The sequence below is a fragment of the Glutamicibacter soli genome, from assembly GCF_052322135.1.
Taxonomy (GTDB): domain Bacteria; phylum Actinomycetota; class Actinomycetes; order Actinomycetales; family Micrococcaceae; genus Glutamicibacter; species Glutamicibacter soli.
In genome coordinates this window covers 185121-199552 of sequence record NZ_CM125969.1, presented here as the reverse complement: position 1 = coordinate 199552, position 14432 = coordinate 185121, and the positions used below count along the sequence as shown (strand labels likewise).

The 14432-nt window shown below is 64.7% G+C and carries 16 protein-coding genes and 4 tRNA genes; 9 read left to right on the top strand and 11 right to left on the bottom strand.

Annotated elements, in window-relative coordinates:
- Window positions 1-41: 41 nt before the first annotated feature.
- Window positions 42-545, top strand: a complete 504-nt coding sequence (locus ACTX90_RS01000; RefSeq protein WP_047118177.1) for a MarR family winged helix-turn-helix transcriptional regulator — start codon at window positions 42-44, stop codon at window positions 543-545.
- Here the strand turns inward: ACTX90_RS01000 and mmsB are convergent.
- Both mmsB and ACTX90_RS00990 read right to left on the bottom strand, forming a co-directional pair.
- Window positions 540-1436, bottom strand: coding sequence for a 3-hydroxyisobutyrate dehydrogenase (gene mmsB, locus ACTX90_RS00995; RefSeq protein WP_047118178.1), 897 nt, complete (start codon window positions 1434-1436; stop codon window positions 540-542). The genes ACTX90_RS01000 and mmsB overlap by 6 nt on opposite strands.
- Window positions 1433-2485, bottom strand: coding sequence for a 3-hydroxyisobutyryl-CoA hydrolase (locus ACTX90_RS00990; RefSeq protein ID WP_443442729.1), 1053 nt, complete (start codon window positions 2483-2485; stop codon window positions 1433-1435). Before ACTX90_RS00990 ends, mmsB begins: the two co-directional genes overlap by 4 nt.
- A gap of 104 nt (window positions 2486-2589) precedes the next feature.
- Between ACTX90_RS00990 and ACTX90_RS00985 the strand changes: the two genes are divergently transcribed.
- Together ACTX90_RS00985 and ACTX90_RS00980 are read left to right on the top strand one after the other, a co-directional pair.
- Entirely contained in the window at window positions 2590-3390 is an 801-nt protein-coding gene (locus tag ACTX90_RS00985) for an exodeoxyribonuclease III (protein WP_053797186.1), read from the top strand.
- Window positions 3391-3405: 15 nt separating this feature from the next.
- Window positions 3406-4248 carry a DUF8083 family protein gene (locus ACTX90_RS00980; protein ID WP_047118250.1) on the top strand — a complete coding sequence of 281 codons (843 nt, stop codon included), beginning with the start codon at window positions 3406-3408 and terminating at the stop codon, window positions 4246-4248.
- Window positions 4249-4326: 78 nt separating this feature from the next.
- Here the strand turns inward: ACTX90_RS00980 and ACTX90_RS00975 are convergent.
- The 4 genes from ACTX90_RS00975 to ACTX90_RS00960 form a co-directional block, all read right to left on the bottom strand.
- Window positions 4327-4400 (bottom strand) — tRNA-Asp (locus ACTX90_RS00975).
- Between the two features lie 60 nt (window positions 4401-4460).
- Window positions 4461-4533: transfer RNA gene (locus ACTX90_RS00970), tRNA-Phe, on the bottom strand.
- Window positions 4534-4582: 49 nt separating this feature from the next.
- A tRNA-Asp gene (locus tag ACTX90_RS00965) sits at window positions 4583-4656 on the bottom strand.
- A gap of 55 nt (window positions 4657-4711) precedes the next feature.
- Window positions 4712-4784: transfer RNA gene (locus ACTX90_RS00960), tRNA-Glu, on the bottom strand.
- Between the two features lie 135 nt (window positions 4785-4919).
- Between ACTX90_RS00960 and ACTX90_RS00955 the strand changes: the two genes are divergently transcribed.
- Window positions 4920-5291 (top strand): metallopeptidase family protein, encoded by a 372-nt coding sequence (locus tag ACTX90_RS00955; protein WP_443442727.1) that lies wholly within the window; start codon window positions 4920-4922, stop codon window positions 5289-5291.
- Between the two features lie 544 nt (window positions 5292-5835).
- A complete protein-coding gene (locus ACTX90_RS00950) occupies window positions 5836-7491 on the top strand; it encodes a C40 family peptidase (protein ID WP_443442725.1) in 1656 nt (551 codons plus the stop codon).
- Window positions 7492-7620: 129 nt separating this feature from the next.
- Here the strand turns inward: ACTX90_RS00950 and ACTX90_RS00945 are convergent, their stop codons facing one another.
- Window positions 7621-8598, bottom strand: a complete 978-nt coding sequence (locus tag ACTX90_RS00945; protein WP_113607556.1) for a universal stress protein — start codon at window positions 8596-8598, stop codon at window positions 7621-7623.
- A gap of 169 nt (window positions 8599-8767) precedes the next feature.
- On the opposite strand from ACTX90_RS00945, the gene ACTX90_RS00940 reads away from it, so the two are divergent.
- Both ACTX90_RS00940 and ACTX90_RS00935 read left to right on the top strand, forming a co-directional pair.
- The gene (locus ACTX90_RS00940) at window positions 8768-10219 is read left to right on the top strand and encodes an NCS2 family permease (RefSeq protein WP_181728130.1); all 1452 of its coding nucleotides are present in this window, start codon (window positions 8768-8770) and stop codon (window positions 10217-10219) included.
- Between the two features lie 101 nt (window positions 10220-10320).
- Window positions 10321-10860, top strand: coding sequence for a DUF2087 domain-containing protein (locus ACTX90_RS00935; protein WP_082636919.1), 540 nt, complete (start codon window positions 10321-10323; stop codon window positions 10858-10860).
- Here the strand turns inward: ACTX90_RS00935 and ACTX90_RS00930 are convergent.
- Window positions 10857-11684 (bottom strand): spermidine synthase, encoded by an 828-nt coding sequence (locus tag ACTX90_RS00930; RefSeq protein ID WP_443442722.1) that lies wholly within the window; start codon window positions 11682-11684, stop codon window positions 10857-10859. The two genes, ACTX90_RS00935 and ACTX90_RS00930, sit on opposite strands and share 4 nt — an antisense overlap.
- Window positions 11677-12192, bottom strand: coding sequence for a GNAT family N-acetyltransferase (locus ACTX90_RS00925; RefSeq protein ID WP_047118186.1), 516 nt, complete (start codon window positions 12190-12192; stop codon window positions 11677-11679). The genes ACTX90_RS00930 and ACTX90_RS00925 overlap by 8 nt, the downstream gene beginning before the upstream one ends.
- A 138-nt stretch (window positions 12193-12330) precedes the next feature.
- Here ACTX90_RS00925 and ACTX90_RS00920 point away from each other — a divergent pair, with 138 nt between their 5' ends.
- Entirely contained in the window at window positions 12331-12723 is a 393-nt protein-coding gene (locus ACTX90_RS00920) for a hypothetical protein (protein ID WP_047118187.1), read from the top strand.
- 9 nt (window positions 12724-12732) lie between these two features.
- Here ACTX90_RS00920 and ACTX90_RS00915 read toward each other — a convergent pair whose 3' ends face one another.
- Window positions 12733-13422 (bottom strand): O-methyltransferase, encoded by a 690-nt coding sequence (locus ACTX90_RS00915; protein WP_443442720.1) that lies wholly within the window; start codon window positions 13420-13422, stop codon window positions 12733-12735.
- 289 nt (window positions 13423-13711) lie between these two features.
- On the bottom strand, window positions 13712-14020 hold the full coding sequence (locus tag ACTX90_RS00910; RefSeq protein ID WP_047118188.1) for a thiamine-binding protein: 309 nt from the start codon (window positions 14018-14020) through the stop codon (window positions 13712-13714).
- Between the two features lie 190 nt (window positions 14021-14210).
- On the opposite strand from ACTX90_RS00910, the gene ACTX90_RS00905 reads away from it, so the two are divergent.
- Entirely contained in the window at window positions 14211-14417 is a 207-nt protein-coding gene (locus ACTX90_RS00905) for a hypothetical protein (protein WP_047118189.1), read from the top strand.
- Window positions 14418-14432: the final 15 nt, after the last annotated feature.

Here is a 14432-nt window from a genome sequence, read left to right as displayed (position 1 = left end):
CAAGTATATTGTTGGACTAGGTCTTATTTTGGGGGTAGAAAATGTCGTCACCATTGCCGCGCGACCCGATTGCCCAGGCCCGCGACCAGTGGGTCTCCCATGGCTGGGATGCCGAGGCGGACTCCATGGCCGCGATTACCGCAGTCATGCGCACCGCCTCGATCTTTCTTCAGCGCGCGGATTCAATACTCAGGCCGCACGGCCTGACCTTCGCCCGCTTCGAGGTGCTCGCGCTGCTCGGCTTCTCCAAGCGGGGTTCGCTGCCCATGACCCACGCCAGCCGCCTGCTGCAGGTGCATGCGACAAGCCTGACCAATTCCGTGGACCGGCTGGAAGCCACCGGCCTAGTCCGCCGGATTCAGCATCCCACCGACGGCCGCACCCGGCTGCTTGAACTGACCGCCGAGGGGGCGAATGTCCTGGCCGCGGCCCGCGACGATCTCAACGAGCAGCTGTTCGCCGACAGCGGCCTGCCGGTCGCGGATGCGCGGGAGCTGTTCCAGATCCTCTCGCGCTTCCGCAGGGCCTCGGGCGACTTCCTATAACGTTCCTTCGCGCACCGCGTTGATGATTCCCGAGAAGTCCGTGCCGGCATTTCCCTCGTCGCTGAACTTGCGGTAGAGCGCCGCGGCCAGGGCGCCCATTCGCGCATCGGTATCGGTATGCTCCAGCGCGCTGGACGCCAGCCCCAGGTCCTTGGCCATCAGCGCCGCGGCGAAGCCGGGCTGGTAGTCGCGGTTCGCCGGCGACGCGGGCACCGGCCCGGGGACCGGACAATTGGTGGTCACCGACCAGCATTGGCCCGAGGCAGTGGAAATGACGTCGTAGAGCGCTTGGTGTTCCAGACCCAGGCGCTCGCCCAGGACGAAGGCCTCGGCCGCGCCGATCATTGAAACGCCCAGCAGCATGTTGTTGCAGATTTTCGCGGCCTGCCCCGAACCGTGGCCGCCACAGTGCACGATCCGCTTGCCCATATGCTCCAGCACGGCAGTGATCTCCGCCAGGTCCGCGGCCTCGGCTCCGAGCATGAAGGTCAAGGTCCCTGCTTCGGCTCCGACCACTCCGCCGGAGACCGGCGCGTCCGCGCTGCGATGCCCGGCGGCGACGGCCAGCTCAGCCGCTTCGCGGGCCTGAGCGACATCGATGGTAGAGCATTCGAGGAACAGCGTATTCGGCGCCGCGGCGTCGAGCAGGTAGCTCCGGTAGGCGTCCAGCACATGCTGGCCCGAGGGGAACATGGTCAGCACGATGTCGACGTCCTTCGCCGCGTCGGCTCCGCTGTCGACCGTTTCGATGCCGGCATCCGCCGCGGCTTGCACCGCCGCAGGGACGACATCGAAGCCCTTAAGCTTGTAGCCGGCCCGGTGAAGATTGATGGCCATGGGCAGTCCCATGTGCCCTAGTCCCAGGAATCCAATAACTGGCAGATTGCTCATCGTCCACTCTTTTCGCATAGTCCCTGGTCAATCAGGGTGAAATTCAATTCGGAGCCGGCCAGCGGCCTGAAATGCCTGGCCGTGCGCTGCTCGGGGCTGAAGTTTTCCAGCGGTTCGTTCCACTGCGGCTTTCGGTCCTTGTCGATCACCGCGGCACGGATGCCCTCAGCGAAATCCGGGTCGTCGAGCCGATGCACGGCCACCCGGAACTCGCGGGCCAAGTCCGCGCGCAAGTCGGCCCCGGCATCCCGCAGCAGCTCGTCCACAAGCCGCACCGAGCTCGGGCACGCGGCTTCCAGCGCCGCCAGGGCCGCTGCAGCCCGTGGGTTCTCGAACTCGGACAGTTCCGCCGCGACCGCCGGAATGCTCGGCTCGGAGAAGGACTGGACCCACTCTTCGTGCAGGTAGCCGGCCTCGGGGATTCCCGCGAAGCGCGACACCGCGCGGTCCACCGGCTCGGTCCGCAGCGCCTCAAGCAGGGCCGCCAGATCCTTTTGCAGTACGTAGGTATCGGCGAGTCCCAGCGCCATGGTGTCCGCGGCGCCGAACTTCATGCCGGTCAGCGCCGCCAGGCGTCCTGCCGCCCGCGGGGCGCGGGATAGCAGGTGGGTGCCCCCGACATCCGGGAAGAATCCGATGCCCACCTCCGGCATGCCGCACCGGCTCGTTTCGGTCACGATGCGATGGCTCCCGTGAGCCGAGATGCCGATGCCTCCGCCCAGCACAATTCCGTCCATGAACGCGATATACGGCTTGGGGTACTCGTCGATCAAGACATTGAGCTGGTATTCGACCCGCCAGAATTCTTCCGAGGAACCATTGCGCTCCAGGATGTCCTGGTAGATGGCGACGATATCCCCGCCGGCGCAGAAGGCCCGGTCGCCGGCCCCGACAACAGCCACGTGTTCAATCTCCGGATCATCGCGCCACTGCAGCAGCGCGTCCAGGATGGCGCGGCACATGTCCGTATTCAGTGCGTTCAGGGATTTCGGACGGTTCAGGGTAATGAGCCCCAGATGTCCGCGGCGCTGGGTCAGGATCTCAGGCAAGGGCCTCTCCTTTGAGTGATTGGGGTCACCTTCAGAGACGAATATACTCGGACTTCCAAGTAAATTGAAGTGGCTCGCTCGGTCAAACTTGATAGGTTGAAGAAGTGAAGATTGCGACTTGGAATGTAAATTCGCTGCGTGCCCGAGCCGACCGTGTTGAGGACTGGCTGCGCCGCACCGACGTGGATGTCCTGGCCATCCAGGAAACGAAATGCAAGGACGACAATTTCCCGTGGGAATTGTTCGAGAACAACGACTACGAAGTCGCGCATTGCGGCGTGAACCAGTGGAACGGCGTGGCCATTGCCTCGCGCGTCGGTCTGGACGACGTGCAGCGCGGTTTCGCCGGGCAGCCGGAATTCGGCAAGGGCGGCAAGAACCCGATTCTAGAGCCGCGTGCCATCGGCGCGACGTGCGGCGGTGTGCGCATCTGGAGCCTCTACGTCCCCAACGGCCGCGCCCTGGATGACGAGCACATGGGTTACAAGCTCAGCTGGCTCGACGCGCTCAAGCAGGACACCGTCGGCTGGCTGGAAGCCGATCCGCAGGCGCAGATTGCGCTCATGGGCGACTGGAACATCGCCCCGAAGGACGAAGATGTCTGGGACATCAACTTCTTCCTGGAAAACGAGCTGACCCACGTTTCTGCTCCCGAACGCGCGGCCTTCGCGGCCTTCGAGGACGCCGGATTCACCGATGTCGTCCGCCCGCACACCGAAGGCCAGTTCACCTACTGGGACTACACCCAGCTGCGCTTCCCCAAGGGCGAAGGCATGCGCATCGATTTCTCGTTGACCTCGCCGGCCCTCACCGCGCGGGTCACCGGCGCGAGCATTGATCGCGAAGAGCGCAAAGGCAAGGGCGCGAGCGACCATGCGCCGGTAATTGTGGAGCTGGACGGATAGATTAGGGGAATGAAGATGACTGGGCCCCTGTACGACCTGACGGCAGCGACCGCGCACCTGCGTGTCTACGAACCGCTGTCCGCGTTCGAGGACTGGGCCCAGTCCATTATCATCAACACCCCCGGGCGCAGCGCGGACCAGCTCGACGTGCTGGAGAACCAGCAGCTGTGGGAGCGAACCCTGCGCGGCGTCTCCGACCCGTTCCCCCACACCGAGCAGGAAACCTTCCGCACCGTCAAGATCCTCGACTACCAGGGCGCCGAGCATACCCGGTACTGCCCCTCGCAGATCCAGGCCCGGAGCCTGCTGGCCGCGGAGCAGGCGGAGGAAGCCATGCGCGCCGAAGTTTTCGATCTGCTGATCCCGCCGGCCGCCCGCCGCGCGAACGGGCAGCGCGTGGACACGGACAAGCTTGCCGCTGACCTGACGCACCTGCACACCCGGACCTCCACCTGGGGCATCCCGCTGAGCTGGTTCTCGCTGTTCCGCGATGACGACGAGTGCGAGGTCCTCTACGTCGGGGAGCGGCTGCGGACAGTTCGGTTGCTGGTTCCGCTTGAGCAGGCCATCGAGCGCCTGGCCTGGGCGGTGCAGACCATGGCTACCCACGCGCCGCAGGCACCGCTGTTCGAAGAACTGGGGTCACTGGGCGGCTGGCTTGAATCCTTCGACCCGCAGTCGGTGATCGAGCTGGATTACGGGCTGCTTGCGGACATCGTTTGGCCCGATGAATCCGTGAACGACCTGATGCACGGAATCCAGGCCCTGGAGGACGGCGACATGACCATGGCCGCGGCGGCCTACCGGCGCCTGAGCAATCGATGGATCGGCCCGCGCCAGCTGGGCCGGGCCAACTAACCGGACCCAAGCGAAACCGGGCCCGTTCCGGGAAAGGGAAAAGCTCCAGTTCGCTTGAACTGGAGCTTTCATGTACTGCGACCCTGACGGGACTTGAACCCGCGACCTCCGCCGTGACAGGGCGGCGCGCTAACCAACTGCGCTACAGGGCCTGGTGTTTTGGGATAATCCCAATTCACACAGTAAAACCCTCGGTTACCCGAGGGCCTGCGTGGCTCCGACCGGCGTCGATCCGGTGACCTTTCGATTTTCAGTCGAACGCTCTACCAACTGAGCTACAGAGCCTGGCGTCACAATATTTGGACACCTAATTTACTATTGCTAGTAAATTGAGCGACCCTGACGGGACTTGAACCCGCGACCTCCGCCGTGACAGGGCGGCGCGCTAACCAACTGCGCTACAGGGCCTTGCTTTCGCAAGCCGATGGATTTCTCCATCTGACAACCACAAAGTGGCTGTTTGTACCCCCAACGGGATTCGAACCCGTGCCGCTGCCGTGAAAGGGCAGTGTCCTAGGCCGCTAGACGATGGGGGCCTATATCAGCTGCGGTTTCTTTCGTCTCCGCTGCGGACTCCAATAACTATACGTGGGCTTTTTTGTTTTCGCAAAATCGGCATTCGCAACCTCTCGAACCACCCCAAAAGCGGGTCGTCGACCTAGGCTGGAGGCATGGATCTACAGATGCCCGACGACGAGTTCGACGCCCTGGCTCAGGAGGCTATTGACGCCATTCCGCAGCAGGCCCTGGACATGATGGATAACGTCGTTTTCTTTATTGAAGACGAGTACGAGCCACTCCCCGGAGAGCCGGAAAACACCGAGATTCTGGGGATTTACGACGGAGTGGCACTGACCGAACGAGATCAGGGATGGGAGGCTGGAGCCCTTCCCGACCGCATCACCATCTTCAAAAATCCCACGCTTCGGGCCTGCGAAAATCGAGAGGATGTTGTCCGCGAAATCAAGATTACGGTCATGCACGAAGTAGCCCACCACTTCGGCATCGACGACGCCAGACTGCACGAATTAGGGTGGTCATGAGCGCATTTCCCGAAAAAGTCTTTCTGAGATGTGCGTCACAAAATACGGTGAGATTGCAGCCACCTGCCCCAGCGGCGGTGTCCGACCTCACAGAGAAACCCCTTCTGTGTTTGCAAGTCACCCGGTCCGTGCCCGGCTCATCGCGCAGTCAGCGGAGCGCCGCAACCGGGTCACGCGGCGGATTTCGCCCGCACGTTTAAGAGGTCAAAAAATCGGTGTCGCGGTCGGCAGTGATCGACCGTTACATTTTCGTCACTCGATGGCCCCGTTAACCACGAACTGGGAAAGGGGACCGGTGATCTTCGAGAGTTTCCATCGGCCGCGAACCCAGCCCCCGTTTTCACGTCGCTCCACATCACAGGCATTTTCAGTCTCATAATTCCGTCAATGTAATTCGTGTGACTGGTGTGACTACTGTTGCGAACGGTACCGATGTTGGCATAGTGTGCTATTTGGGGCTTATCCAAATCGTGACCTAACCCCGTTGGATGATCACGGATTGAAACTGCCCCAATGTCATCTCTTGGAATCAGTGAGGAACGATATGGCTTACCGCCACACGCTCGGCGTTGCAGCGAGCACTCTTGCATTGGCAGTTACCTGCCTTGCCGGAGCAGCACCCGCTTCAGCAGCAACCACTACGTCATTCCCGACCACCGTGTCGATCGCAGCCGAGCGTTCGGTTTCCGGCCTGCCTAGTGCAGCGGAGATCGAGGCAGCCAAGAAGGACAAGGACTCCACCAATGCGATGATCGCGCGCCTGGAAGCTTCGCTGGCCTCCAGCCGTGCCGAGTTGCTCCAGGCCGAAACGGCGGCCGCCGAGGCCCAGGAGTCGCTGCTGACCGCAGGCGAGGAGCGCGATCTGCGCACCGCCGACGCCGAAAAGGCCGTCAAGCAGCTGGAGTATGCCAAGCAGTACCTCAAACAGAGCCAGACCGATCTGGGCGCCATCGCTTCGGACATCTACCGCAACGGCGCCGGCAACTCCACGCTCGGCATCCTGTTGAACAGCGACGACTCGAACGACCTTTTCTACAAGGCCGCCACCATTGACACCCTGAGCCAGCAGCAGGTCCAGTCGGTCAATTCGGCCACCGAGGCCGAGGCTCTGGTCTCTTCCTGGGAATCCTACGCAGACGCCGCGCAAAGCGCAGCGAAAGAAGCCGCGGCGAACTACGATGCCTCCGCGTCGACCGCCAACAGCACCTTGGCCACCTACCAGGCCGCCATCAAGCCAGAGCAGGACCTGCGCGACGAGCTGATCAGCAACCTGGCAAGCCTGAAGGACCAGGAAGAAGCCGAGGTCCGCAAGCAGGTCGAAAAGCAGGAAGAGGCGGAACGCGAAACCGCCCTGCAGGAAACCCTCAGCGCCGACGACGAACCGGTCGTCAAGCCAAGCCAGACCGGCACGATCCAGCCGCTGGCCGTGGATGCGCCGCAGGAACTGGAAGTCGACGAGTCGACCGCCGAGCCAACCGTGAAGCCAAAGCCTGAAGCGCAGCCGCTGGACGAAGTGGATACCGTCACTCCGACCTTGGCTCCTGAGCCGGAGAGCGCTCCGAAGCCGCAGAAGACCGAAACCCCGCAGGTCGAAGAAACCCAGAAGCCTGCCGAGACTCCAAAGGCCGAGGAAACCCAGAAGCCGAAGGAAACCCCGAAGGCCACCGAAAAGCCGAAGGAAACCCCGAAGGCAACGCAGAAGCCGAAAGAAACCCCCAAGGCCACCGAAAAGCCGAAGGAAACCCCGAAGCCCAAGCCGAAGCCGAAGCCGCAGAAGACCGAAGCTCCCAAGCAGGAGCAGGAAGTTGCTCCCCAGAGCAGCGGACGCAGCTACGGCGCTGCAATTTCCTGGGCACTGAATACCGCCAGTGACAACAGCAAGTACTACGTCTACGGCGCCAACGGCCCGAACGCCTTCGATTGCTCCAGCTTCTCCCAGCGGGCATTTGGCAAGTCGGGCATCAGCCTGCCGCGCACTTCGACCCAGCAGTTCTTCGCTGCACCGCAGTACGTGTCGCTGAACAACCTGCGCCCCGGCGACCTGGTGTTCTCCTCCTCAAACGGAGGATCCTCGTTCTACCACGTGGCCATCTACATCGGCAACGGCCAAGTGGTCCACGCACGCAACCCGAATGCAGGCATCTCGGTCACCCCGCTCAGCTGGGTGAACAACCTCCACTCGAAGGCCGCCCGCTACTAGGAGCAGGCCACAGCAGAGCACCCGCAGGGAAGTCCCCGCGGGTGCTCTGCTGTTTTCCGGCGCAGACAGCAGCGTGCCCCCGGGGATCGCTCCCCGGGGGCACGTCAGGCTTGCGCGGCGGCCTGGATGCTAGTCGTTGGCGCGGGTGTCGAAGTTCTTCCGGTCCGCCAGGCGCGGGTCGTCGGAATCCGGAACCACCATGACCGGGCCCTTGGAGTGGTGCAGTACGCCCTGGGAGGTCGAGCCCAGCAGCATGCCGGCGAAGCCGCCGCGGCCGCGCGAACCGGTCACGGTCAGCACCGCGTGCTCGGATTCACGGATCAGCACCTCGACCGGAGGGCCGCTGATTACATCGGTCTCGATCTTCAGGGTCGGGTAGTGCGAGGACAGCCAGGCCACGCCGACGCTCATCTGGTAGCGCACGTCCTCGAGCACCGCCTCCTGGTCCACCGTCGCCGGCATCCAGGCCAGCGCGGCGCCCACCGGGGCGACCGCGCAGATCAGGCGAAGGGTCAGGTCGCTGGCTATGGCGGCGTCCGCTGCGGCCAGCACCGCGGCGCGGGCGCGGTCCGAGCCGTCGACGCCGACCACGATCGACTTGCGCGCCGCGGCGGCTGCAGCCGCTGCGTCGCCTTCCTGTTCCTTGGCCACGGCCAGCGGAACAACCACCGTCGGGCACTTGGCGTGCGCCGGCAGGGCCGAGGAAACCGAGCCGAGCAACCGGCCCACGAATCCGCCGCGGCCACGGGTGCCGACCACCACGAGCTCGGCGTCCTTGCTCAGGTCCAGCAGCACACCCGACGGGTCGCCGGATTCGATGTAGGTGCGGATGGTGGCCTCGCTGTTTTCCAGCTCCTTGCGCGCCTGGCGCACGATGTCCTCGGCGCCGCCGCGGATCAGGTCGTCGTCGAGGGTCGAGTAGCCCGCATCCATGGAGGAGGCGGCGAAAACCGGGATGGTGTAGGCCGAAACGATGTTCAGCACGCTTCCGCGGCGCACCGCTTCGCGTTCGGCCCAGCGCAGTGCGCACTTGCTCTGCTGCGATCCGTCGACGCCGACCACGATGCCTTCGATTTTTTCAGCTGCGACTGGTGCTTCGTCACTCATCAGACCCGCTCCTCAACTACTTCCGGTTTCACGTGGGCGTGATGCCCCTTACACCCAATGTACTTCGTTGGTGCGCCATCATGTGAGTTGGATCTAAAGATTTCACGCAGAGCCTACTCAGATTCGAATTGGGTATTGGAATGAGCCCGAAAGCACCTAGAATTTTCCTATGTCCTCCTCCACAAAATCAGCGCCTGCCAGTAGTATGCGCGAACGCCTTGACCGTTACTTCAAGATTTCGGAGCGGCGCTCCACCTTCTCCACCGAACTGCGCGGTGGCATCGCCACGTTCTTCGCGATGAGCTACATCGTGGTGCTCAACCCGCTGGTGCTCTCCGGCGCCGACTCCTCCGGCGGCGAGCTGGGGATCCAGCGCGTGGCCGCCGTGACCGCCTTGGTCTCCGGCATCCTGACCATCATCATGGGCATCTGGGCCCGCAGCCCGTTCGCCATGGCCACGGGCCTCGGCGTGAACGCGTTCGTGGCCATCACCGTGACCACCAACCCGGAACTGACCTGGGCCGACGTCATGGGTCTGGTGGTGATCGCCGGCATCGTGATGTTCATCCTGGTGCTCACCGGGTTTAGAACCGCGGTGTTCAACGCGGTCCCCGCGGGGCTGAAGACCGCCATCGTCGTGGGCATCGGCATGTTCATCGCCCTGATCGGCCTGGTCAACGCCGGCTTCGTGCAGCGCGTCCCGGATGCCGCGCACACCACCGTGCCGGTGGGCCTGGGCTTCGACGGCCAGCTGATGGGATGGCCGATCCTGGTCTTCATCATCGGCCTGCTGCTTACCATGACCCTGGTAGTCCGCAAGGTCAAGGGCGCGATCCTGATCGGCATCGTCGTCTCCGCGATCGTCGCCAACATCTTCGAGGCAGTGTTCCACGTCAGCGAGTCCGAGACCAACGGCTGGTCGCTGGTGGTTCCCTCGCTGCCCGACTGGCACCTGCCAGACCTGTCGCTGATCGGCGAGGTGAGCCTGTTCGGCGCCTTCGCCAAGATCGGCCCGACGGCCGCCTCGCTGCTGGCCTTCGTGATCCTGCTGTCCATCTTCTTCGACGCCATGGGCACCATGGTGGGCCTGGCCGCAGAGGCGGACCTGGTGGATGAGAACGACCAGATCCCCAACGTGGACAAGGTGCTGCTGGTCGATGCGGCCGGCGCTATCGTCGGCGGCGGCACCTCCAGCTCCTCGGCACAGATCTTCGTCGAATCCGGTGCCGGCATCGGCGAGGGCGCCCGCACCGGCCTGGCCTCGGTCTTCACCGGCCTGCTGATGATCGTGGCGATGTTCCTCAGCCCGCTGATCTACCTGGTGCCATTCGAGGCAGTGGCCCCGGCCCTGGTGGTTGTCGGTTTCATGATGATCACCCAGATCACCAAGATCGAGTGGAACGACTGGGGCGTAGCGCTGCCTGCCTTCCTGACCTTCACCCTGATGCCGTTCACCTACTCCATTGCCAACGGCATCGGCGCAGGCTTCATCTCCTACGTCTTCATCCGCGCCACCCAGGGCCGCGCGAAGGAAATCCACCCGCTGATGTGGGTTGTGGCTACCGCCTTCGTGCTGTTCTTCGGCATCGGACTGATCGAGGACTGGGCCGGGGTCAAGTAGGCATACCCCTTCCAGCCACGCGCGGCGGCCCGTCCCGATTCCCTCGGGGCGGGCCGCCGCCGTTCCCGGACGGGCCCGTGCCGCTTCGCTAGCATGGGGGCATGGCAGATCACAACGAAACACCGGGGACTTCCCCGGCGGGAGCCTGGATCCAGGTGGCGGCGGGGCTGAAGAACCCGGCGATGCGCAAGCTGCTGGGCCAGGTGCTCACCGGGCAGGACCCCGAGCAGGAAGCGGCAGGGGCCCGCAGGGCCAAGGACCTGGCCCGTTGGGAGCAGATCGGCTTGCTGCGCCTCGGGGCGGGCGGGACCTGGGAGCTGAACGAGCAGCTGCTGGCCGACACCCTGGCCGCGGCGGGAACCGCCAAGGCCGACCGCAGCGGCATCAACCGCTTTTTCACCGGCACGAAGCTGCACACGCTGCCTGCCAAGCCGGCGGACCGGCTGCAGGTCATGGCGTACCTGCGCGACGCGGTCATCGACGGGGACGAGCAGCTGCGCGAGGAGCAGCTCAACGAGCGGCTGCGGGTATTCCACCCGGATACCGCGCTGATCCGCCGCTACCTCGTGGACCACGGCCTGCTGCTGCGCGCCGCCGACGGATCCAGCTACCGCCGCGGCGACCGGTTGCCGGAAGCCTAGTCCTCGATGGGTGCCGCGGAGCCGGCGAACCGCGCGACGGCCGAGTCGGACACCAGCTGCGCGGGCAGCGGCGCGGTGCGCAGGCTGCGTTCGAAGGCCGGGCCCAGGGCCAGCGGCTCGTCGCCGGCCAGGAACACGATGTTCCCGTAGCGCCGGCCCTTGAGCATGGGCGGATCGGCGATCAGCGCCACGTGCTTGAACACCGACAGCAGCGTGGCTGCCTCGGCCCGCGCCCCGGCCAGGTCCGCGGTGTCGCCGCAATTCAGGATGTACACCCCGCCCGCGTCCAGCACGCGCTGGGCCTGGCAGGCGTAGCCTACGGTGGTCAGCTGGCGCGGGGTGGTGCTGCCGGCGAACACGTCGCGGATGATGATATCGCGGCTGTCCTCGCTCAGCGTGGGAAGCACCTGCCCGGCATCCCCCACGCGCAGGCGCACCAGCGGGGCGCGCGGCACCTGGAAGTTGGTGCGCACCAGCTCGGCCAGCTTGGCATCCAGCTCCACCACGACCTGGCGGGCGTTCTCGTAGCGCGAGGCGACCCAGCGGGCCATCGAGCAGCCCCCGCCGCCCAGGTGCAGCACCCGCAGCTTGCGGGCGCGGCCGTCGTAGTCCTCCGGCGGGTAGCCCGTCAGGAAGATCGGCTCCATCCAGCGCATGTACTCGAAGTCCAGGTAGCCCGGGTCGTCCAGGTCCACATGCGAGGAGGGCACCCCGTTGACCTTGAGGATGTAGCGGTTGGCCCCGTAGGGGTCGGATTCGATCTCCGCCAGCCCGGTGTCGATCGGGTAGCTTCCCACGAGCGTCGGCGCGGCGTCCCTAGCCATTGCGGCGCACCATCCTCAGCTCGGTCAGCCCGTTCCACGACCCGGTGAGCTCCTCGCTGACGCCGTCGAGCTCGAAGCCGTGCTTGCGGTAGAAGGCGATGGCTCGTTCGTTGCCCTGCAGCACCCAGACCAGCGCCGGACGCTGGCCCAGCACCACCTGGAGCAGGTGGGCACCCAGGCCGGAGCCGTAGAAGTCGGCCAGGATGTAGAGCATGCCCAGCTCGATCTCGACGCCGGCGTCCTGGTCCTCGTCGATGACCGGCGTCCCGCCGGCCAGTCCGATGATCCGCCCTTCGGCGTCCTCGGCGATGTAGAACTGGGCGCCGCCGGCCAGCCCGCGTTCCCACCAGGCCACTTGGGCCTCGAGCTGTTCCTCGTGGAAGGCGAAGAATTCCTCACCGCGGAACCCGCTGTAGGCTTGCCGCCAGGCAGCCAGCTTCATTTCCAGCGCCGGGCGCACATCCGCGGCGGTTGCCGCGCGGATTCGATAATCTTTCAGTTCAGGCACGCTACCAACCCTACGGCAGGGCGGCGGCCCAGCCCCGGAACGCACCACCCCTCCTACTTAAGTACGATTGCGGTCGCAGCTGGTTTTTGAAATGATGGCCGGATAACTACAGCTCATTGATGGAAAAGGGGTCAGTCCGTGCATCGGAACCAGTCGTTCGCCGCGCTGACCGGTGGAGTGATCGCCAGCCTGACCGTGGTGGTCAGCCTGTCCCCGAGTTTCTGGGTCATCCTGCTGGGAAGCCTGGTCCTGGTCATCGGATTCAGCACCCTGGCCAAGCTGGAGCGTTTCTGGGGTCCTGCCTCGTCGGGGTCCTATTTTTATGTCGCGCCCATGGTCGTTGGCCCGGCGGCCGGCGGCTTGCTGCGCGATACCCAGTATGCGGGCTGGGCCGGCGCGGCTGTCGGCCTACTCTGCGGCTTGGCCGCCTACCTGCTGATCATGAAGTCCCCGCCATTCGCCGAACCGGGAGCCGATGAAGAGGCGGACGAGAATTACTTTCTGAACGTCCGCGAATCTTCGCGCAGCTAGTCGGCGAAGCTAAAGCACCCGGGCCAGCGCAAAACCGTCCCATCCCTTGGATCCGACGGTCTGCAGCGCCGTGGCCGAAACCCGCGGCTCGTCACGCAGCCAGCGCAGCGACTCCTGCACCCCTCGAAGATCCGCTTCCTGCAGCCCGTGCTGCGCCGGATCGTCGAGGATCTTCCCGGCCCTGATGACGTTGTCGAGCACCAGCACGGTTCCGGAGCGGGACAGTCTCACAGCGCGCTCCAGGTACACCACATTGTTCCGTTTGTCGGCGTCGATGAAAATCAGGTCGAACGGCGCGCTGCGCGAGCCGATCAGCCGCTCCCGGGTCCCCTGCGCGGCGCCGAGCTTGATCTCCACCCGGTCCGACAGCCCCGCACGCTCCAGGTTCTCGCGCGCGACGGATGCATGCAGCGGCTCGAATTCGCAGGAGACCACCTTGCCCCGGGCTCCGACGCCCCGGGCCAGCCAGCTGGTCGAGTAGCCACCGAGCGTACCAATTTCCAGGACGCGGGTTGCGCCGGAGATTTCCACCAGGAGCTGCAGGAATTTGCCCTGCGCGGTGCTCACTTCGATGCGCGGCAACCCGGCATTGCGGGCATGCTCTCGCCCGGCTTCCAGCTCCGGAACTTCCAGTCCGAGAGCTACATTCAAGTAGTCATCGACTGCAGGGCTCTCACGGTCTGCCAGATGGTGGATCATCGTCTCTGGTTCTCCTCACGTTCCCGGCTGCCTGGTGCAGCACACCGCCCCTGCGAACCGGCCACCCGTTGGGGCGAACCGCGCAGGAGCCAGCCCTCCGGCGCGCCCGAGAACGCCTCGCAGATCAGCTGGTGATCGGCGGGCGGCTTTCCGGACCGGCCGGTACAGGTCTGTCGAGTTCAGGGTACTCCTGATGCTCCAGGAAGTGCAGGGGTCACGCCAATGACCTTGCCCATGCACAGCCGCGGCAGGGTGGAGCGATGGCGGGGCAATTGCCCCGGCACTCCGGCTACGCCCCGGATGCGTCGATGGCGCGTTCCAGGCGCTCCAGCTTGCCGTCGATCTCACCGGTGTATCCGGGGCGGATGTCCGCCTTCAGAACCAGGGACACCCTGGATCCGAACTGGCCAGCGGCGAACGTGGCCCGCTTGACGACGTCCATGACTTCGTCCCATTCACCCTCGATTTCGGTGAACATGGAGCTGGTGCGGTTGGGCAGACCCGATTCCCGGACGATCTTCACGGCTTCGGCGACCGCGTCGTGCACGGAGCCGTTGGGGTTGTCGGTACTGGGGGCAACTGAGAAAGCTACGATCATGAGTCCACTGTCCCACCGGACACGGGGAAACTCCTAACGTGTTGCGCCGCTGCCGAGAGATCCGGGTGCCCTGTCCGCAAGCCGCCCGCGCTGTTATGGTGAAAGAAGGATGCGGTGACTGCGTCACTTCCTTCGGCAAAGCCACTACTCCTTGCAGTTTGCGGTGGAAACTACCGGGAAGGGGCAGGAAATGACACACGAAGAACAGGTCATGCGGAGGCAGCGGATCACCATACTCCTGCTGGTTTTCTTGGCCATCGCGGCCTTCGCCTTGGCCATCACCCCGGCGCTGGCCGGCCTATCCGGCGCGTTCGCGGCTTTCGGCGGGCTCTGCCTGCTGGTGTCTCTGGGCATCGCCATCAACAGCTACTGGCGCACCACCCGGACTCCGGATTGATCCGCCTGCACGGCA